General features: G+C 62.7%; 24 protein-coding genes and 1 tRNA gene. 16 read left to right on the plus strand and 9 right to left on the minus strand.

Annotated features, from left to right (window positions below; genetic code table 11):
• Nucleotide 1: 1 nt before the first annotated feature.
• Nucleotides 2-1,492 carry an NAD(P)H-hydrate dehydratase gene (locus tag ACHEXL_RS07345; RefSeq protein WP_416558663.1) on the plus strand — a complete coding sequence of 497 codons (1,491 nt, stop codon included), beginning with the start codon at nucleotides 2-4 and terminating at the stop codon, nucleotides 1,490-1,492.
• A gap of 22 nt (nucleotides 1,493-1,514) precedes the next feature.
• On the opposite strand, the gene rnr is transcribed toward ACHEXL_RS07345, so the two are convergent.
• Nucleotides 1,515-3,791, minus strand: coding sequence for a ribonuclease R (gene rnr / locus ACHEXL_RS07350; RefSeq protein ID WP_416558665.1), 2,277 nt, complete (start codon nucleotides 3,789-3,791; stop codon nucleotides 1,515-1,517).
• An 18-nt stretch (nucleotides 3,792-3,809) separates the two neighbouring features.
• On the opposite strand from rnr, the gene ACHEXL_RS07355 reads away from it, so the two are divergent.
• A tRNA-Leu gene (locus tag ACHEXL_RS07355) sits at nucleotides 3,810-3,894 on the plus strand.
• Nucleotides 3,895-4,050: 156 nt separating this feature from the next.
• Here ACHEXL_RS07355 and rimO read toward each other — a convergent pair.
• Together rimO and phaR are read right to left on the minus strand one after the other, a co-directional pair.
• Nucleotides 4,051-5,448 carry a 30S ribosomal protein S12 methylthiotransferase RimO gene (gene rimO, locus ACHEXL_RS07360; RefSeq protein ID WP_416558666.1) on the minus strand — a complete coding sequence of 466 codons (1,398 nt, stop codon included), beginning with the start codon at nucleotides 5,446-5,448 and terminating at the stop codon, nucleotides 4,051-4,053.
• A gap of 57 nt (nucleotides 5,449-5,505) precedes the next feature.
• Entirely contained in the window at nucleotides 5,506-6,084 is a 579-nt protein-coding gene (phaR, locus tag ACHEXL_RS07365) for a polyhydroxyalkanoate synthesis repressor PhaR (RefSeq protein ID WP_416558668.1), read from the minus strand.
• A 188-nt stretch (nucleotides 6,085-6,272) separates the two neighbouring features.
• On the opposite strand from phaR, the gene ACHEXL_RS07370 reads away from it, so the two are divergent.
• The 9 genes from ACHEXL_RS07370 to tolA are packed head-to-tail and all read left to right on the plus strand — an operon-like array spanning nucleotide 6,273 to nucleotide 12,790.
• Entirely contained in the window at nucleotides 6,273-6,911 is a 639-nt protein-coding gene (locus ACHEXL_RS07370; protein ID WP_416558670.1) for a riboflavin synthase, read from the plus strand.
• Entirely contained in the window at nucleotides 6,908-8,035 is a 1,128-nt protein-coding gene (gene ribBA, locus ACHEXL_RS07375) for a bifunctional 3,4-dihydroxy-2-butanone-4-phosphate synthase/GTP cyclohydrolase II (protein WP_416558672.1), read from the plus strand. Before ACHEXL_RS07370 ends, ribBA begins: the two co-directional genes overlap by 4 nt.
• A gap of 2 nt (nucleotides 8,036-8,037) precedes the next feature.
• A complete protein-coding gene (gene ribH, locus ACHEXL_RS07380; RefSeq protein WP_416558674.1) occupies nucleotides 8,038-8,544 on the plus strand; it encodes a 6,7-dimethyl-8-ribityllumazine synthase in 507 nt (168 codons plus the stop codon).
• Nucleotides 8,544-9,065 carry a transcription antitermination factor NusB gene (gene nusB / locus ACHEXL_RS07385; RefSeq protein ID WP_416558676.1) on the plus strand — a complete coding sequence of 174 codons (522 nt, stop codon included), beginning with the start codon at nucleotides 8,544-8,546 and terminating at the stop codon, nucleotides 9,063-9,065. The genes ribH and nusB overlap by 1 nt, the downstream gene beginning before the upstream one ends.
• Before the next feature lie 40 nt (nucleotides 9,066-9,105).
• Complete coding sequence (locus tag ACHEXL_RS07390; protein ID WP_416558678.1) at nucleotides 9,106-10,293, plus strand: pyridoxal phosphate-dependent aminotransferase; 1,188 nt, start codon at nucleotides 9,106-9,108, stop codon at nucleotides 10,291-10,293.
• Complete coding sequence (gene ybgC / locus ACHEXL_RS07395; protein ID WP_416558680.1) at nucleotides 10,290-10,721, plus strand: tol-pal system-associated acyl-CoA thioesterase; 432 nt, start codon at nucleotides 10,290-10,292, stop codon at nucleotides 10,719-10,721. The genes ACHEXL_RS07390 and ybgC overlap by 4 nt, the downstream gene beginning before the upstream one ends.
• Nucleotides 10,718-11,416, plus strand: coding sequence for a protein TolQ (tolQ, locus tag ACHEXL_RS07400; RefSeq protein ID WP_416558682.1), 699 nt, complete (start codon nucleotides 10,718-10,720; stop codon nucleotides 11,414-11,416). Before ybgC ends, tolQ begins: the two co-directional genes overlap by 4 nt.
• 10 nt (nucleotides 11,417-11,426) lie before the next feature.
• Nucleotides 11,427-11,846: a biopolymer transporter ExbD gene (locus ACHEXL_RS07405; protein WP_416558684.1), complete on the plus strand. Its 420-nt coding sequence runs from the start codon at nucleotides 11,427-11,429 to the stop codon at nucleotides 11,844-11,846.
• Nucleotides 11,843-12,790 (plus strand): cell envelope integrity protein TolA, encoded by a 948-nt coding sequence (tolA, locus tag ACHEXL_RS07410; RefSeq protein WP_416558686.1) that lies wholly within the window; start codon nucleotides 11,843-11,845, stop codon nucleotides 12,788-12,790. The genes ACHEXL_RS07405 and tolA overlap by 4 nt, the downstream gene beginning before the upstream one ends.
• A gap of 18 nt (nucleotides 12,791-12,808) precedes the next feature.
• On the opposite strand, the gene ACHEXL_RS07415 is transcribed toward tolA, so the two are convergent.
• The 5 genes from ACHEXL_RS07415 to ACHEXL_RS07435 form a co-directional block, all read right to left on the minus strand.
• On the minus strand, nucleotides 12,809-13,795 hold the full coding sequence (locus ACHEXL_RS07415; RefSeq protein ID WP_416558688.1) for an NADPH:quinone reductase: 987 nt from the start codon (nucleotides 13,793-13,795) through the stop codon (nucleotides 12,809-12,811).
• A 31-nt stretch (nucleotides 13,796-13,826) separates the two neighbouring features.
• Nucleotides 13,827-17,354 (minus strand): DNA polymerase III subunit alpha, encoded by a 3,528-nt coding sequence (gene dnaE, locus ACHEXL_RS07420; protein WP_416558690.1) that lies wholly within the window; start codon nucleotides 17,352-17,354, stop codon nucleotides 13,827-13,829.
• Between the two features lie 47 nt (nucleotides 17,355-17,401).
• On the minus strand, nucleotides 17,402-18,097 hold the full coding sequence (locus tag ACHEXL_RS07425) for a DUF599 domain-containing protein (protein WP_416558692.1): 696 nt from the start codon (nucleotides 18,095-18,097) through the stop codon (nucleotides 17,402-17,404).
• A 111-nt stretch (nucleotides 18,098-18,208) separates the two neighbouring features.
• The gene (locus ACHEXL_RS07430) at nucleotides 18,209-18,742 is read right to left on the minus strand and encodes a flavodoxin family protein (protein ID WP_416558694.1); all 534 of its coding nucleotides are present in this window, start codon (nucleotides 18,740-18,742) and stop codon (nucleotides 18,209-18,211) included.
• An 87-nt stretch (nucleotides 18,743-18,829) separates the two neighbouring features.
• A complete protein-coding gene (locus ACHEXL_RS07435) occupies nucleotides 18,830-19,543 on the minus strand; it encodes a pirin family protein (protein ID WP_416558696.1) in 714 nt (237 codons plus the stop codon).
• A 108-nt stretch (nucleotides 19,544-19,651) separates the two neighbouring features.
• On the opposite strand from ACHEXL_RS07435, the gene ACHEXL_RS07440 reads away from it, so the two are divergent.
• From ACHEXL_RS07440 to ACHEXL_RS07460, 5 genes are all read left to right on the plus strand, one after another.
• Nucleotides 19,652-20,590, plus strand: a complete 939-nt coding sequence (locus tag ACHEXL_RS07440) for a LysR family transcriptional regulator (RefSeq protein ID WP_416558698.1) — start codon at nucleotides 19,652-19,654, stop codon at nucleotides 20,588-20,590.
• 62 nt (nucleotides 20,591-20,652) lie between these two features.
• Nucleotides 20,653-21,699, plus strand: coding sequence for an NAD(P)/FAD-dependent oxidoreductase (locus ACHEXL_RS07445; protein WP_416558700.1), 1,047 nt, complete (start codon nucleotides 20,653-20,655; stop codon nucleotides 21,697-21,699).
• A gap of 6 nt (nucleotides 21,700-21,705) precedes the next feature.
• Complete coding sequence (gene gluQRS, locus ACHEXL_RS07450) at nucleotides 21,706-22,599, plus strand: tRNA glutamyl-Q(34) synthetase GluQRS (protein ID WP_416558702.1); 894 nt, start codon at nucleotides 21,706-21,708, stop codon at nucleotides 22,597-22,599.
• A 32-nt stretch (nucleotides 22,600-22,631) separates the two neighbouring features.
• Nucleotides 22,632-23,372 (plus strand): tRNA (guanosine(46)-N7)-methyltransferase TrmB, encoded by a 741-nt coding sequence (trmB, locus tag ACHEXL_RS07455; RefSeq protein WP_416558704.1) that lies wholly within the window; start codon nucleotides 22,632-22,634, stop codon nucleotides 23,370-23,372.
• Nucleotide 23,373: 1 nt separating this feature from the next.
• A complete protein-coding gene (locus tag ACHEXL_RS07460; RefSeq protein WP_416558706.1) occupies nucleotides 23,374-24,288 on the plus strand; it encodes a pseudouridine synthase in 915 nt (304 codons plus the stop codon).
• Between the two features lie 21 nt (nucleotides 24,289-24,309).
• Here the strand turns inward: ACHEXL_RS07460 and alaS are convergent, their stop codons facing one another.
• Entirely contained in the window at nucleotides 24,310-26,961 is a 2,652-nt protein-coding gene (alaS, locus tag ACHEXL_RS07465; RefSeq protein WP_416558707.1) for an alanine--tRNA ligase, read from the minus strand.
• Between the last annotated feature and the right edge of the window lie 7 nt (nucleotides 26,962-26,968).

Raw genomic sequence — 26,968 nt, forward strand, 5'->3', positions numbered from 1 at the left:
CATGCAACCCCTGAGCCGCTCACACGCCTGGCCCATCATGGGGCCAGCGCAGGTGCAGCAGCTCGAACCTGCGCTGCAAGCCCTCAGCCCCACGCCGTTGATGCAAAGCGCGGGCCTGGCCTGCGCCCGGCTGGCCCTGGCCGTGGCGCCGCATGCCCAGCGCGTTTGGGTCGCGGCTGGCCCGGGCAACAACGGGGGCGACGGTCTGGAAGCCGCTTTGCACCTGCACCAATGGGGCAAAGAAGTGGTGGTCAGCCTGATGGCCTTACCCGGCCAGGGCCCAGCGGATGCCCAGGCCGCCCTGCAACGGGCGCAACAAGCGGGCGTGCGCATTCAGCCTGACGTGCCCAAGGAATGGTTGCAGCAAATGGCTGCGGAAGATTTGTGCATCGACGCCCTGTTGGGCATCGGTGCCACGCGGCCCTTGGGTGCTGACTTGCAGGCTTGCGTGCTGGCCATGCAAAAGGGCGCAGCTCCGGTGCTGGCCATCGACGTGCCCACCGGGCTGAATCCGCAATCCGGCCAGTGGCTGAGCGGCGACAGCGCAGACAATTTGGCCGTGCAGGCCACACACACCTTGAGCCTCATCGCGGTGCAGCCCGGCCTGCTCATGGCGCATGGGCGCGATGCGAGTGGCCAAATCTGGCTCGAAAACCTGGGCTACCAAGCCAGCCAGCACCGTGTGCCGCCACTGGCCTGGCTCAATGCCCCCTACCCAGGAACACCCAAACGCCACGCCAGCCACAAAGGCAGCCACGGCGATGTGGCGGTGATCGGTGGCGAAGGCATGGCCCCACACGGCATGGACATGCGCGGCGCAGCCATTTTGGCGGCCACCGCCGCCTTGCACGCAGGTGCCGGGCGCGTCATTTTGAGCCTGCTGTCCGGCCACGCCTGCGACAGCGCACCGCCCGATGTGATGCAACGCGAATTCAAGCGGCTGGAGCTGGAAAAACTGCATGTGGTGTGCGGCTGCGGCGGCGGCACCGCTGTGGAGGCGGTCTTGCCCGAGGTGCTGCAGCGCAGCGCCTGTCTGGTGCTGGACGCCGATGGCCTCAACGCCGTGGCGCGAGACAGCGTACTGCAAAACGCGCTGCACCAACGGGGCTCAAGACAATCCACCGTGATCACACCCCACCCGCTGGAGGCTGCCCGACTGCTGGGCTGCAGCACGCAGCAGGTACAAAGCGACCGCTTGAAAGCAGCGCAGGAGATGGCCGAGCGCTTCCAATGCAGCGTGGTCCTGAAGGGTTCGGGCACCGTGATCGCCGCGCCGGGACAAACGCCGCGCATCAACATCACGGGCAACGGCCGGTTGGCCATTGGCGGCACGGGCGATGTGCTGGCCGGACTGGTGGGCGCACGTCTGGCGCAAGGCCCAAACCCCTTCGAGGCAGCCTGCGCAGCCGTGGCGCAGCACGGCCAAGTGGCCGATGACTGGCCAACAGGCGGGACACTCACCGCCAGCCGACTGGCACGGCGGCTGGCCTAAGCAGCGACTGACATGAACCGCCTCAGCGCCGGGGCTTGGTGGTCCTCGCGCCTTTTTTCTTAGCGGCCCCTTTTTTCACCGAAGCCTTAAGCGCCTGGATGGGCGAACGGTTGCGCTCGGCATCCGCCTGACGTCGATCCTGGGTACCCCGCTTTTTGTCTCGCCCGCCCTCATTCGGTGCCGACAGGCCTTTGTCGCGCATGGCCCTCGGCACCAAATCGTCGCCCGCTGTCACCAGCCGGAAGTCGATCTTGCGGCCGTCCAGGTCCACCCGACTGACCTGCACCTGCACCCGGCTGCCAATGGCGTAGCGGATGCCGGTGCGTTCGCCGCGCAACTCCTGGCGCAACTCGTCGAAGCGGAAATACTCCCCCCCCAGCTCGGTGATGTGCACCAACCCCTCGACATACAAAGTGTCCAGCGTCACGAAGATGCCGAAGCTGGTGGCCGCAGACACTACGCCGCTGTACTCCTCACCCAAATGCTCGCGCATGTATTTGCACTTGAGCCAGGCTTCCACATCGCGGCTGGCCTCATCGGCTCGGCGTTCGTTGGCGCTGCAGTGCAAGCCCGCAGCCTCCCAGGCGCGCTGGTCGGCGGCCGACATGCGCACGCGTGGTGCAGACGACTCGGGCGCATCGCCCTTGGCCGCACGGCTTTTCTCCAGCCGTTTGCTCAGCTTGGCATGCGCCTCGCCCGGCACGGGCAAGCTGGGCAGCGTGTATTTGCGGTCCAGCAAAATCGCCTTGATGACCCGGTGCACCAGCAAATCCGGGTAGCGCCGGATCGGGCTGGTGAAATGGGTGTAAGCCTCATAGGCCAAACCAAAGTGGCCGCTGTTGACCGGTGTGTAGATGGCCTGCTGCATCGAGCGCAGCAGCATGGTGTGGATCTGCTGCGCGTCCGGGCGGTCCTTGGTCGCGAGCGCGATTTTCTGGAACTCGCTGGTGTGCGGATCGTCGGTGATGCCCATGCCCAGACCCAGGGCTTTGAGGTAATTGCGCAGGATGTCTTTTTTCTCGGCCGTGGGGCCTTCGTGCACCCGGAACAAGCCGGGGTGCTTGCCCTGCTGGATGAAGTCGGCGCTGCAGACGTTGGCCGCCAGCATGGCTTCTTCAATCAGACGGTGCGCTTCGTTGCGCACGCGCGGCACGATCTTTTCAATGCGACCGCTTTCGTCACAAACGATTTGCGTTTCGGTGGTTTCAAAGTCCACCGCACCCCGTACCGCACGTGAAGCCAGCAAGGCCTTGTACACGTCCTGCAGGTTCATCAGGTCGGTCACACGCTCCTTGCGTTTGGCCGCTTCCGGTCCGCGGGTGTTGGCCAAAATGGCCGCGACTTCGGTGTAAGTGAAACGCGCATGGCTGTGCATCACCGCCGGGTAAAACTGGTAGGCGTGCACATCGCCCTTGGCGTTGACGAGCATGTCGCACACCATGCACAAACGGTCCACATCCGGGTTGAGCGAACACAGGCCGTTAGATAGCTTTTCGGGCAGCATGGGGATCACGCGGCGCGGGAAATACACGCTGGTGGCGCGGTCGTAAGCATCGATGTCAATCGCGCTGCCGGTTTGCACATAGTGGCTCACGTCGGCAATGGCGACCAGCAAACGCCAGCCCTTGCCACGCCCCACCTTGGCCGGTTCGCAATACACGGCGTCGTCAAAGTCGCGGGCGTCTTCACCGTCGATCGTGACCAGCGGCACATCGCGCAAATCCACCCGGTCCTTGCGGTCCTTGGCCAGCACCTTGTCGGGCAGGCCTTTGGCCTGCTCCAGACAGCCAGCAGAAAATTCGTGCGGCACGCTGTACTTGCGCACGGCAATCTCGATCTCCATGCCCGGGTCGTCGATTTCACCCAGCACTTCTTTCACACGGCCCACCGGTTGCCCGAACAAGGCTGGCGGCTCGGTCAACTCGACCACCACCACCTGGCCCGGCTTGGCTGTGCCCGTCGCACCCTTGGGGATCATCACGTCCTGGCCATAGCGTTTGTCTTCAGGCGCCACCAGCCACAAGCCGCCTTCATGCAACAAGCGGCCGATGATGGGCTGCTCTGGGCGCTCGACAATCTCGACGATGCGGCCCTCGGGGCGACCCTTGCGGTCCTGGCGCACGATGCGCACCTTGACGCGGTCCTTGTGCAAGACGGCACGCATCTCGTTGGGTGACAGATAAATGTCCGACTCGCCGTTGTCACGGATCAAAAATCCGTGGCCATCGCGGTGTCCTTGAACACTTCCTTCAATTTCTTCCAGCAAGCCGCTGGGTGGCGCTACTTTTTTGATATACAATCCTTTTATTCCTGAGGCGCCCAGATGGCGGAATTGGTAGACGCACTAGTTTCAGGTACTAGCGAGTAACATCGTGGAGGTTCGAGTCCTCTTCTGGGCACCAATCTTATCGAATCAGATAAGTTCAAAACACAATAAGCCGTTGATTTCTGATCAACGGCTTTTTTGTTGCCTGAAACACTTGTCTCGGCACTCGAACCGTGCAACGCATGGCGCACGCGGGCCGCCCGAAGGCTGGCCAGCGATGCACCGCAGCACATCAAACCGGCACCCCCACCAGGTCGTGTCCTTCCACGCTGACGATGCGGGCGCGGGTGAATTCGCCCACCTTGAGGGTTTTGCTCATTTTCTCGGGCGGCAACAAACGGACCACACCATCGATTTCGGGTGCATCGCCAAAGCTGCGCCCCACCCCGCCACGACGGCCCATGGCCGGGGCGCTGTCCACCAGCACCTGCATGGTCGCACCCACGCGCTGGTGCAAGCGGGCAATCGACACCTCTTCGGCCACCGCCATGAAGCGGGCGCGGCGCTCTTCGCGCAGTGCCTCGGGCAGCATGCCGGGCAAGTCGTTGGCCGTCGCGCCTTTGACCGGGCTGTAGGCAAAACACCCCGCGCGGTCAATCTGCGCTTCGCGCAAAAAGCCCAGCAGGTGCTCAAACTCTTCTTCGGTCTCGCCCGGAAAACCGGCAATGAAGGTGCTGCGAATCACCAACTCAGGGCACAGTTCGCGCCAGCGCTGGATACGCTCCAGATTTTTTTCGCCGCTGGCCGGGCGCTTCATGCGGCGCAGCACATCGGGGTGGCTGTGCTGAAACGGCACATCCAGATAAGGCAAGACCAGGCCCTCGGCCATCAAGGGGATGATGTCGTCCACGCTCGGATAGGGGTAGACGTAGTGCAAGCGCACCCAGGCACCGTGCTCGCGGGCCATCTCGCCCAAGGTCTGCACCAACTCCAGCATGCGGGTCTTGACCGGTTTGCCGTCCCAAAAACCGGTGCGGTATTTCACATCCACGCCATAAGCCGAGGTGTCCTGGCTAATCACCAACAGCTCTTTCACGCCGCCCTCAAACAGCGCTTTGGCTTCTTTGAGCACATCGCCAATCGGGCGCGAGACCAGGTCGCCCCGCATGGACGGGATGATGCAAAAGGTGCAGCGGTGGTTGCAGCCTTCGCTGATCTTCAAATACGCATAGTGGCGCGGCGTGAGCTTGAGGCCTGCTTCGCCAAAGCCACCGGGCACCAAATCCAGAAACGGATCGTGCGGCTTGGGCAGGTGGGTGTGCACCGCGTCCATCACCTCTTGCGTGGCGTGCGGCCCAGTCACAGCCAGCACGCTGGGGTGCATTTCGCGCACCATGTTGCCGCCGCCCTCGCCTGTTTTGGCGCCCAGGCATCCGGTCACGATCACCCTGCCGTTCTCGTTCAAGGCCTCGGCAATCGTGTCCAGACTCTCCTGAATCGCTTCGTCAATGAAGCCACAGGTGTTGACGATGACCAGGTCAGCGCCCTCAAACGTCTTGGAGGTCTGGTAGCCCTCGGCACTCAGTTGGGTCAGGATCAGTTCGGAGTCGGTCAGCGCTTTGGGGCAGCCCAGGCTGACAAAGCCCACTTTGGGGGCGAGAACAGGGGGGGTAGCGGTCATTTCACTCATGCCCGCATTGTCCCCGCAAAAACGACCGGCCTGTGACAAAAGGGCATGCAGCGCCCATCAAGTCCTCAAACCCATCACACCCAGAAGCTGCTCGGTGTTCTTCTGGATCTGCTTTTGCATCTGCTCCTGCATTTGCGCCATGACGTTTTGCGAGGGATTGGCCAGGCCGGAAAACATGTTCTGCATCAAAGGCGTTTGCCACTGCATGAACTGCGCCCACACCTCTGGGCTGAGCGCCGGGCTGGACTCGCCCAGCTTGCTTTGCCAGTCCATGAAGGACTGGACGTGGCTTTCCAGATAAGAGCCCATGTGGCCCTGCATGGCGTGGCCATAAAAGCGGATGATGTTGGACAGCACCGCCTCACTGAACATGGGCACGCCTGCGGATTCCTCTTCCAGAATGATCTGCAGCAGGATGGAACGCGTCAGATCTTCACCGGTTTTGGCGTCCACCACCACCATGGGGGCTGCCTCCATGACCAGCTTCTTGATCTCGGCCAAGGTCACATAAGTGGAGGTTTGCGTGTCGTACAAGCGCCTGTTGGGGTACTTCTTGATGGTGCGCACAGCGTTGGGCACCGAGGCGCTGGCGCTGGGGGCTGACGGGGTCGACTTGGCTTGGGGCTTGACCGGCAATGAAAACTCCTGCGGGGACACTGCAATTGAAAAATCTGCTGCAATGCAACATTCTAGGCACAGCCGTGTGGCCTTCGTGCCTTGGTTTACCCTGATCACCAGCCTGGCGGTCGGCAGCCGAGCGCCTGTGGGCTTTTTTGTTGCCAACCGTCCCGATTCACCCTCTTTACCTGCGAAAATACACAGCTATGTTCACCGGAATCATCACCGGCGTGGGGCGAATCGTCGCCATCCACGACCTGGGTCGCTCTTTACACCACGGCAAGCGCCTCACCATCGAGGCCCCCGCCGGGTACCTTGACGATGTGGGCCTGGGCGACAGCATCGCCCTCAATGGCGCTTGCATGACCGTCACCACCTTCAACCCCGAGAGCCGTCAGTTCACCATCGACATCTCGGCCGAATCGCTGGACAAAACCAGCGGCCTGGACCAAGAAGGCACCGTCAACCTCGAAAAAGCGCTGCGCGCCCACGACCGCCTGGGCGGGCACATCGTGTCCGGCCATGTCGACGATGTGGGCCAAATCAGCCATTTCGAGCAGATCGGAGAAAGCTGGGAGCTGCGCATCCTGGCGCCGCATTCGCTGGCCAAATACCTCGCCTACAAAGGCTCGATCACCGTCAATGGCGTCAGCCTCACCGTCAACCGCGTGGCCGATCTGGCTGAGGGCTGCGAGATCAGCATCAACCTGATCCCCCACACCGTGGACAACACCGCCCTCGGCAGCCTCCAAGCGGGCAGCCGGGTCAACCTCGAAATCGACACCGTGGCCCGCTATGTGGAGCGCATGCTCAGCGCAGGCCTGGTCCAGAAAGACACCGCATGAACGCGCCCGCACAACTGACCCCCGTGGCGATTTCGCCCGTCGAAGAGATCGTGGCCGAGATGAAGGCCGGTCGCATCGTGATCCTGGTCGACGAAGAAGACCGCGAAAACGAAGGCGACCTGGTCCTGGCGTCTGACCACGTCACACCCGAAGCCATCAACTTCATGGCCCGATTTGGCCGGGGTCTGATTTGCCTCACGCTCACCCGCGAGCGCTGCGAATTCTTGAAGCTGCCGCCCATGGCCGCCCGCAACGGCACCGTGTACAGCACGGCGTTCACCGTGTCGATTGAGGCCGCCGAAGGCGTGACCACCGGCATCTCGGCCGCTGACCGTGCCCGCACGGTGCAAGTGGCCGTGGCCAAGACCAGCCAGCCCAACGACCTGGTGCAGCCCGGCCACATCTTCCCGCTGCAAGCGGTGGACGGCGGCGTGCTCATGCGCGCCGGTCACACCGAAGCCGGTTGTGACCTGGCTGCGATGGCCGGATGCAGCCCCTCTTCCGTGATCTGCGAGATCATGAAAGACGACGGCACCATGGCCCGCCTGCCCGATCTGCAAATCTTCGCGGCCGAACACGGCCTGAAAATCGGCACGATTGCCGACTTGATCGAGTACCGCAGCCGCAACGAATCTTTGGTGGAGCGCATCGGCAGCCGCACACTGCAAACCGCGCATGGCGAATTCACCGCCCACGCCTTCCGCGACCAACCCAGCCAGACCGTGCACCTGGCCCTGGTCAAAGGCCAATGGTCGGCCGACGCAGAAGTGGCCGTGCGTGTGCACGAGCCACTGTCGGTGCTCGATGCCCTCGAAGTCAACCGCGCCATGCACTCCTGGAGCCTGGACGCGAGCCTCAGCTACATCAACGCCCAAGGCTGCGGCGTGGCGGTGCTGCTCAACTGCGGCGAGTCAGCAGACCAATTGCTCGCGCAGTTTGAAGGCCGCGCCCGCTCGGCCCAGGCGCCCGAGCGCGGCAAGATGGATCTGCGCACCTATGGCGTGGGCGCGCAAATTTTGCGCGAATGCGGCGTGCACAAAATGCGCCTCATGGGCCAGCCCCGCCGCATGCCCAGCATGACCGGCTACGGCCTCGAAATCACCGCTTACATCCCTAAGGAATAACCATGCTCGAAGCCAACAAAGGCCAAGCCGAAGAACTCGACGGCCAATTTCTGCACATCGGCATCGTGCAGGCCCGCTTCAACGAAGACATCACCAACGCCCTGGCCAAAGCCTGCATCGAAGAACTTGAAGCCCTGGGCGTGACCAGCATCGACCACGTCATGGTGCCCGGCGCTTTGGAAGTGCCCGTGGCCCTGCAGGCCATGGCCGAGCGGGCCGAATACGACGCCTTGATCGCGCTGGGCTGCATCATCCGTGGCGAGACTTACCACTTCGAGCTGGTGGCCAACGAATCCGGTGCGGGCGTGAGCCGCGTGGCACTCGACTACAACCTGCCAATCGCCAACGCCATCCTGACCACCGAAAACCTGGAACAAGCCATCGTGCGCCAAACCGAAAAAGGCCGCGACGCGGCCCGCGTGGCGGTCGAGATGGCCTGCATCATGGATGACCTGTCGGCCGACATGGCCGAGTTGGCCGACGAGTTGGACGACGAAGAGAACATCTGATGACCGAAGTCACCCCCACACCGGGCAACACCGACGCAGGCCAAAAGCCTGCTGCTGGCACGCGCAAATCTTCGGCCAAGCCCGCCCGCAGCCGCTCGCGTGAATTCGCGCTGCAAGCGCTGTACCAACATCTGGTGAGCCGCAACGAAGCGGCTGACATCGATGTCTTCACACGCGACCTGTCGGGTTTTCACAAAGCCGATTCGGCCCATTACGACGCCCTGCTGTACGGCTGTGTCGAACAGGCCCAGGCACTGGACGACTTGATCGCGCCCAAGCTGGACCGCAGCTTTGCCGAAATCTCCCCCGTCGAGCGGGCCATCATGTGGATCGGCGTCTACGAAATGCAGCACTGCCTCGACGTGCCTTGGCGCGTGGTGCTCAACGAATGCATCGAACTGGCCAAGGACTTTGGCGGCACCGACGGCCACAAATATGTGAACGCCGTGCTGAACGGTCTGGCGCCCGAGCTGCGCAGCGCCGAGGTGCAGGCCGACCGCCAAACCGGCCGCGCCAAATAAACCCCACATCCCAGAAGCAAACCCCAAGACCCCAGACCCCATGCGCATCTCTGAGCGAGCCGAGCGGATCGAGCCCTTTTGGGTGATGGAGGTGGCCAAGGCCGCTTCGCAAAAAGCCCGCGAGGTCGCGCACACCGACCGGCCCGTGGTGTTCCTGAACATTGGCGAGCCCGACTTCACCGCACCGCCCCGCGTGCAAGCCGCCGCGCAGGCCGTCATCGCCTGCGGCCAAACCCAATACACCCCGGCCCTGGGCCTGGACGCCCTGCGCCAAGCCATCAGCGGCTGGTACGCGCAGCGCTTTGGCGTGCAGGTGCCCGCCAGCCGCATCGTGGTCACCGCCGGCGCATCGGCGGCTTTGCAACTGGCCTGCCTGGCACTGATCGACCAGGGCGATAAAATCCTCATGCCCGACCCGAGCTACCCTTGCAACCGCCACTTCGTGAGCGCGGCCGAAGGCACGGCGGTCTTGCTGCCCACAACGGCTGAAGAACGCTTTCAATTGAGCGCCGCCAAAGTGGCCGATGCTTGGGGTCCCCACACCCGTGGTGTTTTGCTGGCCTCGCCCTCCAATCCCACTGGGACGTCCATTGACCCGGCTGAGTTGGCCCGCATCCTGGAAGTCGTTCGCGCCAAAGGCGGCATCACCCTGATTGACGAAATCTATCTGGGCCTGAGCCATGACGACCAGTTCAGCCACAGCGCCCTGGCCCTGGGCGACGACGTCATCAGCATCAACAGCTTCAGCAAATACTTCAACATGACCGGCTGGCGCTTGGGCTGGCTGGTGGTGCCCGAGCAACTCACGCCCGTGCTGGAGCGCCTGGCGCAAAACCTGTTCATCTGTGCCAGCACCGTGGCGCAACAGGCGGCCCTGGCCTGCTTTGAGGCTGAGAGCTTGGCCGAATACGAACGCCGCCGCGCCGAATTCAAAGCACGTCGCGACTACTTCATCCCGGCCCTGAACGCGCTGGGGCTGACCGTGCCCGTGGCCCCGGATGGCGCGTTTTACGCCTGGGCCGACTGCACGGCTGCCTGCCAAAAGCTGGGCCTCAAAGACAGCTGGGACTTTGCCTTTGCCGCGCTGGAACATGCCCATGTGGCCATCACGCCCGGTCGCGACTTTGGCACCGACCAGACCGGCCGCTTTGTGCGCTTTTCAACCGCCAACTCGATGGCCGAGCTGCAAACCGCCATCGCCCGCCTCAAAGCCTGGTTGCAGCCATGAACAGCATCGGTGTGAGCCCCAGCGTTTTTGAACACCCCATCCGCATCTATTGGGAAGACACCGACGCGGGTGGCATCGTGTTTTATGCCAACTACCTCAAGTTTTTTGAGCGCGCCCGCACCGAGTGGCTGCGCGCCCTGGGCTTTGGCCAGCAGGTGTTGCGCGACGAATCGGGTGGCATGTTTGTCGTGAGTGAAACCGCCGTCAAATACCACTCGCCCGCCCGCCTGGACGACACCCTGGCCGTCACCGCCGAGCTGCAAAGCGGCGGCAAAGCCAGCCTGACGATTGCCCAGCGTGCCTACCTGCGCACAGCGGGCCAAGCTGATCGACTCCTGGCCGAAGGCACGATTCGCCTGGGCTGGGTCGACAGCCACACCTTGAAACCTGGCCGCATCCCGGCCCCCGTTCTGGAAGCCCTGAAATGAACCAAGACATGTCCATCGTCTCGCTGCTGCTGCACGCCAGTTTTGTGGTCCAGCTGGTGGTGCTGATTCTGATCAGCATTTCGGTGGCTAGCTGGGCTGCCATTGTGCGCAAGCTCACCGCCATCAAACGCATCAAAAACCTCAACGAAGAGTTTGAGCGCGTGTTTTGGTCGGGCACCAGCCTCAACGAGCTGTTCAACGCGGCCAGCCAAAACGCCAAGCTGTCTGGCCCCATGGAGCGTATCTTTGCCAGCGGCATGCGCGAATACCAAAAACTGCGCGAACGCCACATCAGCGATGCAGGCACCCTGCTCGACGGTGCACGCCGCGCCATGCGGGCCAGCTTCCAGCGCGAAATGGACGTGGCCGAATCGCAACTGGCCTTTCTCGCCTCGGTGGGTTCCATCTCGCCTTATGTGGGCTTGTTTGGCACCGTGTGGGGCATCATGCACGCCTTCACAGGCTTGGCCAGCTTGCAGCAAGTGACGCTGGCCAGCGTGGCCCCCGGCATTGCCGAAGCGCTGGTGGCCACCGCCATTGGCCTGTTCGCCGCCATCCCGGCCGTGCTCGCCTACAACCGCTTCTCGCACGACGTGGACCGCATCGCCATCAAGCTGGAAACCTTCATCGAAGAGTTCTCCAACATCCTGCAGCGCAGCCTGGGCGGGGCCAACAGCTCGGCCTCGGGCCACTGAAAGGACCGACATGCCCGCTGTGTCATCCCGGGGCCGTGGTCGCCGCACCATCGCCGAAATCAACATGGTGCCCTTCATCGACGTGATGTTGGTGCTGCTCATCATCTTCATGGTGACTGCGCCCATGATCACGCCCAGCATGGTCGACCTGCCCAGCGTGGGCAAAGCCGCCAAGCAGCCCGACAAAGTCATCCAGATCGTGATCCAGAAAGACGAGCGGCTGGAGCTTGTGAGCGATGGCAAAACCGACAGCGCCACCCTGCCCAGCGTGGCGGCCAGCGTGAAACGCCTGGTCGGCGACGAGCAAAACACCGCCGTGGTCATCAGCGCCGACCGCACCGTCAAGTACGAAACCGTGGTGCAAGTCATGGACAGCCTGCAACGCGCGGGCATCGCCCGTGTAGGCCTGTCAGTTCAACTGGCACCTTGAGCAGGGACAAGGGTTTGAACGCCAAGGCGACGCCACACCTCGAATTTGCGCCACCGGCCCAACCCGGCGCGGGTCGCGCCTGGGTCGTGGCGGGGGTGGCGCACGCCTTGTTGTTCCTGGCCCTGGGCTTGGCCACCGCTTGGAAAACCAAGCCGCAAACAGTGCAAGCCGAAGCTGAACTGTGGTCCGCCACACCGCAAGCTGCGGCCCCCAAACTGCAAGAACCCCCGCCAGAACCCGAACCCGAACCCCAGCCTGCGCCCAAGCCCGAGCCCGTCAAACCCACACCACCGCCGCCCGACCCCGCGCTGGAGCGCCGCGACGCGCAAATCGCACTCGAAAAGCAAAAGCAACTGGACAAGAAAAGAGAAGCCGAGAAAGCTGAAAAGCTGAAAGCCGAGAAAGAAAAAGCAACCAAAGAAAAAGCCAAGGCTGAGAAAGAAAAAGCCGAGACCCGGCGCAAAGAGCTCGAAAAAGAAAAGCTCGCCAAAGAGAAAAAAGCGCAAGAAGAGAAAGAACGCGACAAGAAGAAAGCCGCAGAAAAAGCCAAGGCCGACAAAGCCGATGCAGCCCGTGCAGATGCCTTGCGCCAGGAAAACCTCAAGCGCATGCAAGGCATGGCCGGCGCTTCGGGCGGCGAAAACGCCACCGGCACCGCGCTCAAATCATCTGGCCCATCGGCCAGCTATGCGGGCCGCCTGGTGGGCCGCATCAAACCCAACATCACCTACCCCGGTGATGTCGTGGGCAACCCGCGTGCCGAGGTGGAAGTCAAAGTCAGCTCCGACGGCACCATCACCAGCCGCCGCATCGTGCAGACCAGTGGCAACAGAGCCTGGGACGACGCCGTCTTGCGGGCCATCGACAAAACAGAAGTTTTCCCCAAAGACAGCGATGGCCGGGTGCCGCCTGTGATCGTGCTGGGGTTCAGGCCGTTGGACTGAACCCTGCAGCGGCCTGGCTCACAAATCAATCACCACATTGCCCACCGTCTGCCCCGCTTCCACGGTGCGGTGGGCATCGGCAATTTGGTCAAGCGCAAAACGCGCACCAATGCTGTGCTGCAGCTGGTTTTTAACGAGCATGTCTGACAGGCGTGCAACCGCATGCTTTCGGTCGGCAGGTGTCAGGTCATAGACCAGGAAGAACTTCACGCCCATGGACTGGAACAACCAGGGGCGAAACGGCAAGCTGACGTCCAGCGCGTTGGAGCCGTAGCACACCACTTGGCCATGCGGGGCCAAAGCGCCTTCGGCGGCCCATCGGGCGGTGGTCGAGAAATCCATGTCGATGATGACGTCGGCACCCCGCCCTTGCGTGAGCGCTTTGACGCGATCAGGGACCGACTCGGTCTTGTAAAAAATCGCATCTTGCATGCCTGCTGCCCGGGCGTGTGCCGCTTTGGCTTCAGAGCCCACGGTGCCGATCACGCGGCCACCGGCCATGCACACCATCTGGGTGATGTAATGGCCCACAGCCGATGAGGCCCCGGTGACCAAAACTGTTTGCCCACGCAAATTACCCGCCAAGCGCTCCGCCAGAATGACCGCCTGCACCGCCGTCAAACCAGGGATGCCCATGCAAGCCCCAGCCGCAAAGTCGACGCCATCGGGCAAGGCTACAGCTTGAACATCCGGCAAGGCGATGTATTGGGCGCAGGTGCCCATGGGGCGCTGCCATTGGCCATTCCAAACCCAAACGCGCTGCCCCACGCGCTCGGGCGACACGCCCTCGCCCACGGCTTCGATCACACCCGCGCCGTCGCTGTGCGGCACGACCAGCGGGTCGGTCAGCGGCCTGGCCCGACGCGATTTGACGTCGGACGGGTTAACGCCCGAGCAGGCCAAGCGGACCAGCACCTCGCCCGCTTGCGGGCTGGGCGTGGGCAATTCACCCACCTGCATCACATCTTGGGCTTCGCCGTTTTGGGTGTACCAGGCTGCTTTCATGAGGAGTTCCTTGCGTTGTTTTTTGAAGGGGTCAGTCGTACACAATCCGCGCCTGCCCCTGATCGGCTTGCGCCATCCAGCTGGCCAGGGCCGCGTCGGTGGGGAAAAATTTGGCGGCTTCGCCCAGCGCCAGCTCGGCGCGGGCCGCCAGTTGGTCGTTGCTGCGCTCCAGCACCAGGCGCACGGGCAGACCGCGCACCAAGTCACCCTGCTCGGTTTGCTCACGCTGCGCGGGGAACTCTTTGACGATGCGGGCAATGTCGGGCGCACGGCCATTCACCGCCACGCGCAGGTATTTGCCGTAACGGCAACGGGCAGCACCCAGGTCCATGATCTGCTCGATCTTCAAGCGAAAGCCACCTGAAAAGCGGTCGGCCTGCATCTTGGCCGTGACGATGATCAACTCGTCGTCTTTGAGCAAATGCTTGGCCGAGTTGATCAGGGCTTCGTCGGCCGTGGCTTCCATCACGCCCGATTTGTCGTCGAGCTTGAAGATGGCCACCTTGCCACGCTGGCCGTTGATGATGCGCAAATCGCTGACGATGCCCGCCATCAGTTGCGGCTCGCGGCTGTCGATCAGGTCGTCGATTTTGCGGCGGGCAAACTGGCGCACTTCCCGCTCCACCGCGTCGAACAAATGGCCGGACAAGAAAAAGCCCACAGCGGTTTTTTCGAGCAGCAAGCGTTCCTTGATGCCCCAGGGCATGACCTCGACCAGCTCGGGCTCTTGTGTGCTGGAGCCGTGCGAGTCGTCGCCCAACATGTCAAACAGGCCGCCTTGGTTGGCGTTGGCTACGGTGGCGGCGGCAAACTCGAAAGCTTTGTCGATGCTGGCCGACAAGGCGGCGCGGTTCATGTGCAGCGAGTCAAAAGCCCCGGCCTTGATGAGCGCGTCCACCGTGCGTTTGTTGATGCGGGTTCGGTCCACCCGCACCGCAAAGTCAAACAGGCTGGTGAACGGGCCGCCTTGTTCGCGGGCCGCCACAATCGCCTCGATCGCCTGCTGGCCCGTGCCCTTGATGGCGCCCAGGCCGTAGCGGATGATCTTGTCGGTCACCGGCTCAAAGCGGTGCGTGCCGCGGTTCACGTCCGGCGGGTCAAAGCGGATGCCGAACTTGAGCGCGTCTTCGTGCAGCACCTTGAGCTTGTCGGTGTCGTCCATCTCCACCGTCATGTTGGCGCAGAAGAACTCGGCGGTGTAGTGCACCTTGAGCCAGCCCGTGTGGTACGCCAGCAGCGAATAAGCGGCGGCGTGCGACTTGTTGAAGCCGTAGCCCGCGAACTTTTCCATCAAGTCAAAGACTTCGTCGGCCTTGTCCTGCGGGATGCCGTGGGTGGCCAAAGCGCCTGCACGGAACTTCTCGCGGTGTTCGGCCATTTCTTCGGCCTTTTTCTTGCCCATGGCGCGGCGTAGCAAGTCGGCGCCGCCCAGCGAGTAACCGCCCAGGATCTGTGCGGTCTGCATCACCTGCTCCTGGTAGACCATGATGCCGTAGGTCTCACTCAGCATCTCGGCCACCGCCGGGTGCGGGTACTCCACCACCTCGCGTCCGTGCTTGCGGGCCACAAAGCTGGGGATCAGGTCCATGGGGCCCGGGCGGTAGAGCGCGTTCAGCGCAATCAGGTCCTCCAGGCGGCTGGGCCGCGCGTCGCGCAGCATGCCCTGCATGCCGCGACTTTCAAACTGGAACACGGCCTCAGTCTTGCCGTCTGCAAAAAGTTTGTAGGTCGCCGCATCGTCTAGCGGGATGTTTTCAAAGGCGAAGTTCTCCTGGCCTTTGTGCCGCTTCATGATGAACTCGCGGGCAATCTCCAAAATGGTCAGCGTGGCCAGGCCCAAGAAGTCGAACTTCACAAGGCCTGCCGCCTCCACATCGTCCTTGTCGTACTGGCTCACCGCCGATTCGCTGCCGGGCTGCTGGTACAGCGGGCAAAAGTCGGTCAACTTGCCCGGCGCGATCAGCACGCCTCCGGCGTGCATGCCCACGTTGCGGGTCATGCCTTCGAGCTTTTGCGCCAGCTCGATCAGGGTCTTCACGTCCTCTTCGCGCTCGATGCGCTCGGCCAGAATGGGCTCCATGGCAATCGCGTAGTTGTTCTTGTCGCCCTCTTTGGGCGTAGCGGGTGGGTACTGCAGCGTGACCGACATGCCCGGCTTGTTGGGGATGAGCTTGCTGATGCCGTCGCAAAAGGTGTAGCTCATGTCGAGCACCCGGCCCACATCGCGGATGGCGGCACGCGCGGCCATGGTGCCAAAAGTCACGATCTGGCTGACTGCCTCGCGCCCGTATTTTTGCTTCACATACTCGATCACGCGGTCGCGATTGGTCTGGCAAAAGTCGATGTCAAAGTCGGGCATCGATACCCGCTCCGGGTTCAGGAAACGTTCGAACAGCAGGTTGTACTGCAGCGGGTCCAGGTCGGTGATCTTGAGCGCATAGGCCACGAGCGAACCCGCGCCCGAACCCCGGCCCGGGCCCACGGGGCAGCCGTTGTTCTTGGCCCACTGGATGAAGTCGCCCACGATGAGGAAGTACCCCGGAAAGCCCATCTTCAGGATGGTGTTCAGCTCGAATTCCAGCCGATCGACATACCGCTGGCGCTCGGCTTCGCGCTTGGCCTCGTCGGGGTACAGGTGGATCAGGCGCTCTTTCAGACCCTCGTGCGAGACGTGACGGAAATACTCGTCCACCGACATGACCACGCCATTGACGGGCGGGATTGGGAAATTGGGCAGCTGCGGCTTGCCCAGCACCAAAGTCAGGTTGCAGCGCTTGGCAATTTCCAGGGTGTTGGCAATCGCGCTGGGCACATCGGCAAACAACTCGCACATTTGCGCCGCCGACTTGAAATACTGCTCACGGGTGAAGCGGCGCACCCGGCGTTGGTTGGCCAGGATTTCGCCTTCGGAGATACAGACCCGCGCTTCGTGCGCCTCGTAATCTTCGGCCGTGTGGAACTGCACCGGGTGCGTGGCCACCACGGGCAAACCCAAACGAGCGGCCAGTGCCACCGCGCCCGCCACCTGCGGCTCGTCTTCGGGCCGGCCTGCGCGTTGCAGTTCCAGGTAGAAACGATGCGGAAAGATCGAGCCCAGCTGCAGCGCCACGTCGGCCGCCTTGTGGGTGTCGCCCTGCACGATGGCCTGGCCCACCGGGCCGGCTTGCGCACCCGAGAGCAAAATCAAACCGTCTGACAATGCCTTGAGCCAGGCCAGCTTGACCACCGCCACGCCTTTGACGATGTTTTGCGTCCAGGCACGGGCCAGCAACTCGCACAGGTTCAGGTAGCCTTGGTGGTTTTGCACCAACAGCACCACCCGGCTGGTGACCCCAATGTCGCCCCCCAGGCCCTCGAGGTTGATCTCGGCGCCGATGATGGGCTTGACCCCTTTGCCCCGCCCTTCCTTGTAAAACTTGACGGTACCAAACAGGTTGTTCAGGTCGGTGATGGCCAGCGCAGGCTGGGCGTCCTTGGCCGCGATCTTGACCACATCGTCGATGCGGCAAGTGGAGTCAACGACGGAGAATTCGGTGTGAAGGCGCAGGTGAACGAACATAGCCTGTCATTGTAGGAGTTCACCTGCTGCGAATCCTTCTGCGGGTTTCAGTCGCGCAAAACCTGCAGCACCTCGGAGCGGAATTCACGCCCGTACAAAATCAACACCACCAAGGCCGTGCCCATGACCAGCGCCAGCGGCGAAAAAAACCAGGCCATGGCGGCAAACGAAAAGTAGTAGGCCCGCAAACCGTCGTTGAAGGTTTCGGCTGCCGCGCTCACCAAGTTACCGGCCCGCTCGGCGAAATGCTGGCGGTCAAACCGCTGGGCTGCAAACTCCTCGGGCGGTGGCATGGCCCCAATGACCAGCGCCACAAAGGTGTACTGCCGCATGGACCAGGAAAAGCGGAAAAAGGCATACACAAAGATGCCCACCAGCACCAAGATCTTGAACTCGAACACCAGCAAAGGCGTGGGCTGGGCAAACGGGATTTCACCCACCAACTCGGCCGCCTTGTCGGTGGTGCCCAACAGCGCGAACAGACCACCGATGATGATGATGCTGGTGGACGAAAAAAAGGCCGGGGTTTGCGAGAGGTTCTGAGTAATGAGGCCGTCCAGCATGCGCGGATCGCGGCCGGTGGCCTGCGTCATCCACATCTGTCGGTAACGGTTGGTGGTGGCGATCAAGCTCTGGTCACGCAAGCCCCGCACCTTGGCCACCCAGGCATAACCCACCCACAAACCAAAAAAGGAGAAAAGCGCCAGCCAATCGGCCCAGGGCAGCATCGAGATGATTTTCATGCCCCTATCCTAGCAAGCACCACACGGACAAGCACATGCCCGGCTGCGCGGATCGAAAAAAAACCGGGGCCCTGTACGGGCCCCGGCTGTGTCACAGGATGGTGAAAAAAATCAACCGCGCAGTTTGGCGGCCACAGCGGCCACGCGCTCGCCGTAGGCTTTGGCGGTGTCCAAATCACCTTGGGGGATGTCTTCTGCGGGGCTGGTCGGGCCCACTTGTGCCATCACACCGGAGTTGGAGCCAATGCGGTTGATGGTGCCGTCGTTCATGGCGGGCTGACCCACCCAGACCATGCCTTGCTGCATGGCCAAGGTGATGAAGTACTGGATGGTCGACAGCTTGTCGCCGCTGGGGCTGGCCGAGATGGTGAAGCCGCCTGCGACTTTGTCTTTCCAGGCGCTGGTGAACCAACGCTTGGAGGTGGCGTCAGCAAACTTTTTAAACTGCCACGAAGCCATGCCCATGTAGGTGGGCGAGCCGAAGATGATGGCGTCGGCCGCGTCCAGTGCCGCCCAATCGGCGTCGGTGATGTTGCCATCGGCGTCGATGGTGACGGTTTGGGCATTGGCGCCTTGGGCCACAAACTGGGCCACGCGCTGGGTGTGGCCGTAGCCGGAATGGAAAACAACAACAGTTTTAGCCATGAGAAATGCTCCTAGGTTGAAAAAAAGAAAAACGTTAAGAAAACATGGATCGCTTTGTGCCTTGCGATGACACCACGATGAGGTATTTCAAGGGGCCAAGTCAAACACCAGCACTTCGGCGTCCTGGCCCTGGCTCAGGTCCAAAACCGATTCGGCTTGCAGCATGGCTGCATCACCGGCTTGGAGTTGCTGGCCATTGACCTGCAGGCTGCCGCGCACCAAAAATACATAAGCTTTTCGTGCAGGGTCCAAACCGAGACGCGCATTTTCTGCGCCATCGAACAAACCGGCATACATGCGGGCATCGGCGTGGATGGTGACGCCATGCACGGCCCCTTCAGAGTCTGCAGCCGGTGCAGCCACCAAAGCCAGCTGGCCGCGCTTGGCACTCAGCGGAACAGTTTTTTGCTCGTAGCTGGGTGGAATGCCGGTCACATTGGGTTCGATCCAGATTTGCAAAAAGTGGGTTTGCTCGCCCTTGGCATGGTTGAACTCGCTGTGGCGCACACCGCTGCCGGCACTCATGCGCTGCACATCGCCGGGCGGAATGCCCTTCACGTTGCCCATGCTGTCCTGGTGCGCCAGGTTGCCCGACAAGACGTAGCTGATGATTTCCATGTCGCGGTGGCCATGTGTGCCAAAGCCGGTTTCGGGCGCGATGCGGTCTTCGTTGATGACCCGCAGGTTGCCAAACCCCATGTGGGCCGGGTCGAAGTAGTTGGCAAAAGAAAAGCTGTGGAACGATTTGAGCCAGCCATGGTCGGCATAGCCGCGTTCGTTGGATTTGCGAAGGGTCAGCACGGGGGGTCTCCTGAATGCGATGGGATAACTTTAAAGACTGAACATGTCCATGAGATGCAATTCGTTTGCCGCCATCATTCGAATAATTTGAATTAAGATGAGCCCACCATGCAAAGCCCCAAAGATTGGCTCACCCCCGACGCCCTGTTCATGCTGCAAACCATCGACGAGCAAGGCAGTTTTGCCGCCGCCGCCCGCAAGCTGAACCTGGTGCCCAGCGCCCTCACCTACCGGGTGAGGCAACTGGAGGACGCGCTTGATGTGCTCTTGTTTGACCGCAGCTCACGCCAGGCACGCCCCACCGCCGCCGGCCAGGAGCTGCTGCGCGAAGCCGGCCGCTTGCTCCAAGACATTGACGCCGTGGCCAACCGGGTCAAGCGGGTCGCCACCGGCTGGGAAGCGGTGCTGACGGTGGCGGTGGACAGCATCATTTCACGCAGCGTGGTGATGGATTTGTGCGAGGCCTTTCTGGCGCTGAACAGCCCGACCCGCTTGCGCATCCGGCACGAAACCCTGTCGGGCACCATGGCTGCCTTGACTTCCGGGCAAGCCGATTTGGCCCTGGGCGTCGCGCTGGGCCAGCACATGGCCGCAGACATTCAGCACATGGCGCTGGGTGAAGTGCCTTTTGTGTTTGCCGTGGCACCACAGCACCCCTTGGCCCAGGCGGCCGAACCCTTGAGCGATGCCCTGCTGGTGCAGCACCGCATGGTCGCCGTGGCCGACTCGGTGCAACGCGGCAGTGGCCTCACCGTGGGGCTGCAAGGCGGTCAGGACGTGTTCACCGTGCCCGACATGCCCAGCAAACTGCAAGCGCAACTGCGCGGTCTGGGCGCGGGCTTTTTGCCCCAAAGTCTGGCCACGCCCTATGCGCAGCAAGGCTTGCTGGTGATCAAGCGCACCGACCAGTCCCGCCTGAGCGCGGTGCACGCCGCCTGGCGCGACAGCCGCCTGAGCCCTGCGGGCCACGCCCTGCTGTGGTGGACGGCGCAGCTGGACAAGGCCACCACACGCCGGGCCTTGCTGCAAGAAATGCACACCCCTTAAAGTGCATTGGTAGTAACCCACCCGGTCAACATCCGACGGCTTTTCTCGGCTAAAGTGAACCCATGACCACACAACACATCGCCATCATCGGCGTCGGCATGGCCGGCGTCACTTGCGCACGCACCTTGCGCCAGACCGGACATAACGTCACCCTGTTCGAGAAAAGCCGAGGCCTTGGGGGCCGCATGTCCACCCGCGCCAGCGCGTTTGGCAGCTTTGACCACGGGGCGCAGTACTTCACCGTGCGCGATCCGCGTTTTGAGCTGGCCATCGGGACCGCACCCGGCGTGTGCAAGCCCTGGAGCGCCAACGCCGTGCGCGTGCTCGACCCGAACGGCCGCGTGATCGAGGCCGGTCTGCCCGGCGGCGAGCGCCATTGGGTGGCCACACCCGGCATGAACGGCTTGGTCAAAGCCTGGGCCGCGCCCCTGGTGGAAGACGGCAACGTGCGGTTGCAAACCCGGGTCACGCAAATCACGGCCGACCCGATGAAGAAAAACGGTTGGCAGCTGCACACCGAAAGCGATGACGGCGGACAGCACATTTATGCCGGTTTCGACAAAGTGATCTTGGCCATTCCGCCTGCACAGGCGGCCACCTTGCTCAAGACGTCCGGTCTGAGCGACTTGGCCAACCCACTGCAAGAGGTGCGCGTCGATCCTTGCTGGACGCTGATGCTGGCTTACCCACAAGCCGTGCAACCCGGTCTCATCACCCTGGGTCCGCAGTGGAACGCAGCCCGCAGCACGCACCACCGCATCGCCTGGATGGCCCGCGAATCGTCCAAACCAGGGCGCGAACGCATTGAGCGCTGGACCGTACAGGCCAGTGCCCCTTGGTCGGACGAGCACGTCAACGACACGCCCGATCGCGTCAAGGGTAAGCTGATCAAGGCCTTTGCCGAGATCACCGGCATTCGCGCCACCCCGGCCCATGCCGAGGTACACCGCTGGCTGTATGCCAAAACCGCACAGCCCTTGGGCGAAAGCCACCTGTGGTTCAAGGACCAGGGCATTGGCCTGTGCGGCGACTGGTGCCTGGGCCACCGGGTCGAAGACGCTTTTGTCTCGGGCCTGGAGCTGGCTTTGGCGGTGCTCAAGAAACGCTGATCAACCATGGGGAGCCCCTACACAGGCCGGTTCGCGCCCTCGCCAACCGGCCTTTTGCATGCGGGCTCGCTGGTCGCGGCCCTGGCCAGCTGGCTCGATGCCCGCACGCACGGTGGCCAGTGGCTCGTGCGCATCGAAGACGTGGACACTCCGCGCTGCGTGCCCGGGGCCGACCAGGCCATCCTGCAGCAACTGGCAGCCTGCGGCCTGCTGCCCGATGGCCCGGTGCTGTGGCAAAGCCAGCGCGGCGAGCACTACGCTGCCGCCTTGCAAACCCTGGTGGATCGAGGCTGGGCCTACCCCTGCGGCTGTTCGCGCAAAGAGATCGAATCGGCCCAAGCCGTTGCCCGGCACAGCGCCGCCGTCTACCCAGGCACCTGCCGACATGGCCTGAACGGGAAATCCGCCCGTGCCTGGCGGCTGAATGTGCAGGCCGTGCAAGCGGCACTGGGCCTGCCTGCCGTCACGCACTGGAACGACCGCCGCCTGGGGCCGCAACAGCAAAACGTGAGCCAGGAAGTCGGCGACTTTGTGCTGCGCCGCGCGGATGGCCTGTGGGCTTACCAGCTGGCGGTGGTGGTGGACGACGCCGCGCAAGGCATCACCCATGTGGTGCGCGGCCAGGACCTGGCCGACAACACCGCGCGGCAAATCGTGCTGCAACGCGCCTTGGGCCTGCCTACACCCCAGTACCTGCACACCCCCCTGGTGATGGGCACCAATGGCGAAAAACTCAGTAAACAAAACGGGGCCAAAGCGCTGGATTTGCAAACGCCGCAGGCCGTGTTGTCCGCGCTGAACGCTGCCGCACAAGGGCTGGGCCTACCTGCCATGCCCGAGCCAACTGCACCAGCGCACGCGCTCGATCAGTGGACGAAACTGAGCCGATCACACCGATAATCACAGGCTTTGCAAACACCACCTGCACCCCCATGACGACGCCTGAAGACACCACGAACGCCCCGGCAACCAAAGCCCACGAAGCCCAAGAAGCCCCCTTCATGCGCACCATCAAGACCTATGTGCTGCGGGCCGGGCGCATGGGCTCGGGCCAGGTGCGGGCGTTTGAGCAATTCGGCCCGCAGTTTTTGATCCCCTACCGTGCTGAACGCCTGGACGTGCAGGCGGCCTTTGGGCGCAGTGCCCCCTTGATTCTGGAAATCGGTTTTGGCATGGGCGATGCCACCGCCAAAATCGCGCAGGTGCGCCCTGAAGACAACTTTTTGTGCTGTGAAGTGCACGAGCCCGGTGTGGGCGCCTTGCTCAAGCGCTGCGGCGAAGAGCACATCGGCAACATCCGCATCGTCCAGCACGACGCGATCGAGGTCATGGACAACATGCTCGGCCCGGACAGCCTGGACGGCGTGCACATCTTCTTTCCCGACCCTTGGCACAAAAGCCGCCACCACAAACGCCGCCTGATCCAGGCGCCCTTTGTGCAGCGCCTGGCCCAGCACATCAAGCCCGGTGGCTACCTGCACCTGGCCACCGACTGGCAACCTTATTCCGAGCAAATGATGGCCGTTCTCCGCGCCGAACCCTTGCTGGCCAACACCAGCGCCGCAGCGGACGGCTTTGCCACCAAACCCGACTACCGGCCGCTCACCAAGTTTGAAAACCGGGGCCTTAAGCTCGGCCACGGCGTCTGGGACCTGGTGTTCCGGCGGATCTGACATGACCCGCTCGGGACGCGTGGCCCAAATGCCCATGCGCGATGGCGTGAGCGCCAGCGTGGTGGCCGTCCCGGCAGGTCACTGGCCCCATTTGCTCGATTTTCTGGCGCAGCGCATGCCCGGCATCTCGCGCAGCGAATGGGCGCGTCGCCTGGACCAGGGTCTGGTGCTGCAAGAAAGTGGGCAAAGTGCCCAGGCCCATCAGCCCTGCCTGGCCGGGCAGCGCTATTTTTATTACCGCCATGTGGCTGACGAGCCGCCATTGCCCGGACAAGCGGCGGTGCTGTTCGAGGACGATCACCTGTTGGTGGCCGACAAGCCGCATTTCATGCCTGTGACGCCGTCAGGTCCTTATGTGCAGCAATGCCTGCTGGTGCAGCTCAAGCGCCTGACCGGCCAGGCCGATCTGGTGCCCCTGCACCGGATTGACCGTGAAACGGCCGGACTGGTGTTGTTTGGCAAACGGCTGCACGAGCGCGATGCTTACCACGCCCTGTTTCGGGAACACGCCATTCACAAGACCTACCACGCCGTGGCCTTGCACCGCCCCGAGCTGACACTGCCGCGCGTGCACACCAGCCGCCTGGCCGAAGACCCGGTGCATTTTTTCAAAATGTGCGAAGTCCAGGGCGAGCCCAACAGCGAAACCCGCATCGCGCTGCTGCGCAGCGAGGGGGGCCGAGCGCTGTACCAGCTGGAGCCGGTTTCAGGCAAACGCCATCAGTTGCGCGTGCACATGATGGCCATGGGGCTTGCGATTGAAGGCGACCAGTTTTACCCCACGGTGCTGCGGGGGCCAGATGAGCCTGAAAACTTTGCGCAACCCTTACAGTTGTTGGCCCACTCGGTGCAGTTCACCGACCCGCACACGGGCCAGGCCCGTGTGTTCGAAAGTCGCCAGCAACTGCGCCTGTGAGGGGGGCTGGGCCACGCAGGCTCAAACCCGCTCGGTCACCCAGGCCTGCACACTGGCCATCGCAGCGGGCAAAGCCGCGGCGTTGGTGCCACCGGCCATGGCCATGTCGGGCTTGCCGCCGCCTTTGCCGCCCACTTGGCCCGCCACAAAGCTGGCCAACTCGCCCGCTTTGACTTTGCCCGTGGTGTCGGCCGTCACGCCTGCGGCGATTTGCACCTTCTCACCGTCGACAGCGGTCAAGACGATCACCGCGGTTTTCATCTTGTCCTTGAGCTTGTCCATGGTGTCGCGCAGGGTCTTCGCGTCCGCGCCTTCCAGTTGAGCCACCAGCAGCTTGATGCCTTGGATGTCAATGGCTTTGGTCATCAGCTCGTCGCCCTGGGCCGAAGCCAGCTTGCCTTTGGCGGCAGCCAGTTCTTTTTCCAGCGCCTTGACCTGGTCGACCACCTGCGCGATGCGATTGTTCAGCTCGGCAGGCTGCGCCTTGAGCGTACCCGCCGCTTGCGTCACGGTGTCTTCGAGCGACTGCAGATAAGCCAAGGCGTTTTCACCGGTCACCGCCTCAATGCGGCGCACGCCAGCGGCCACACCGCCCTCGCCCACGATCTTGAACAGGCCAATGTCACCCGTGGCCTTGACGTGGGTGCCACCGCACAACTCGCGGCTCGAGCCAATGTCCAAAACTCGCACGGTCTCGCCGTACTTCTCGCCGAACAGCATCATCGCGCCAGTCTTTTGGGCGCTTTCGATGTCCATCACACGCGCTTGCGCAGCGGCGTTGGCCAAAATTTCGGCGTTCACACGCGCTTCGATCTCGCGGATCTCGGCGTCGGTCACGGGCGCGTTGTGCGCAAAGTCAAAACGGGTGCGCTCGGCATTGACCAAGCTGCCCTTTTGCTGCACATGGCTGCCCAGCACTTCGCGCAAGGCTTTGTGCATCAAATGGGTGGCGCTGTGATTGCGCACGGTGGCGGCACGCAGGGCCATGTCCACATGGGCCTGCACCGCGTCGCCCACTTTCAGGCTGCCGGATTTCAATTCACCGTGGTGGCCAAACACATCGGCCTTGATCTTGAGCGTGTCGGCCACGTTGAACTGACCGCCCGCGTTGTGGATCATGCCTTGGTCACCCACTTGGCCGCCCGACTCGGCATAGAACGGGGTCGTGTCCAGCACGACCACACCCGCCTGACCGGCTTTCAGTTCGGTCACGGCATTGCCGTCGGCATACAGCGCCAGCACTTTGGCGTTGGCCGTCAGCTCGTCGTAACCCACAAAGTCGTTGCCTACGCCCGAATAGTCAAGGGCCTTGTCCATCTTGAACTTGCCCGCTGCGCGGGCCTGGGCTTTTTGCTTTTCCATGGCGGTGGCAAAACCGGCTTCGTCCACGCTCAGGCCACGCTCGCGGCAGACGTCGGCCGACAGGTCGAGCGGGAAGCCGTAGGTGTCGTGCAGCTTGAATGCCACTTCGCCCGGCATGACCTTGACGCCACCTTCGAGTGCCGCGTCCAGAATCTGCATGCCGCTTTGCAGGGTCTCGAAGAAACGCTCTTCTTCCACACGCAAGACGTCGGCAATGCGCTCGGCCTGATTGGCCAGATTGGGGTAAGCCGCGCCCATGAGCTTGACCAAGTCGGGCACAAGCTTGTGGAAGAACGGGGTTTTCTGGCCGAGCAAATAGCCATGGCGGATCGCGCGGCGGATGATGCGGCGCTGCACATAACCGCGGCCTTCGTTGCTCGGCACCACGCCGTCGCTCACCAAAAACGCGGTGGCGCGGATGTGGTCGGCGATCACGCGCAGCGACTTGTTGTTCAGATCGGTACAGCCGGTTTCACGGGCAGCGGCCTTGATCAGCGCGTCAAAAATGTCAATTTCGTAGTTGCTGTGAACGTGCTGCAAGATGGCGGCCAAGCGCTCCAGGCCCATGCCCGTGTCCACGCAAGGCGCGGGCAGCGGTGTGACCGAGCCGTCTTCGTGCATGTTGAACTGCATGAACACGTTGTTCCAGATTTCGATGAAACGGTCGCCGTCTTCGTCGGGGCTACCAGGTGGGCCGCCGGGAATGTGCGGGCCGTGGTCGTAAAAAATCTCGGAGCAAGGGCCGCAAGGGCCGGTGTCGGCCATCATCCAGAAGTTGTCGGACTTGTAGCGGCCGCCCTTGTTGTCGCCGATGCGGATGATGCGGTTTTCTGCCTTGATGCGCTCGGGCGTCCAGCCGGCTTTGACAAAAATGCCTTCCCAAATGCCATGGGCCTCGTCGTCTTCCATGTAGACGGTGGCGTAGAGCTTGTCGGCAGGCAGTTTGTAAACCTGCGTCAACAACTCCCACGCCCACTCCAGCGACTCGCGCTTGAAGTAGTCGCCAAACGACCAGTTGCCCAGCATCTCGAAGAAGGTGTGGTGGCGGGCGGTGTAGCCCACGTTTTCCAGGTCGTTGTGCTTGCCACCGGCCCGCAGGCAAGCTTGCACCGACGCGGCACGCACATAAGAGCGCTTGTCCGAGCCCAAAAACACGTCCTTGAACTGGACCATGCCCGAGTTGGTGAACATCAGGGTCGGGTCGTTGCCCGGCACCAGGGGGCTGGAGGCCACCACGGTGTGCCCCTTGGACCCAAAAAAGTCCAAAAAGGTCTTGCGGATGTCGGCGACGGAAATGGGGGCTTGGCTCATGGTGGTT

The organism is Limnohabitans sp. YIMB22184 (assembly GCF_048020265.1).
GTDB lineage: Bacteria > Pseudomonadota > Gammaproteobacteria > Burkholderiales > Burkholderiaceae_C > Limnohabitans_A.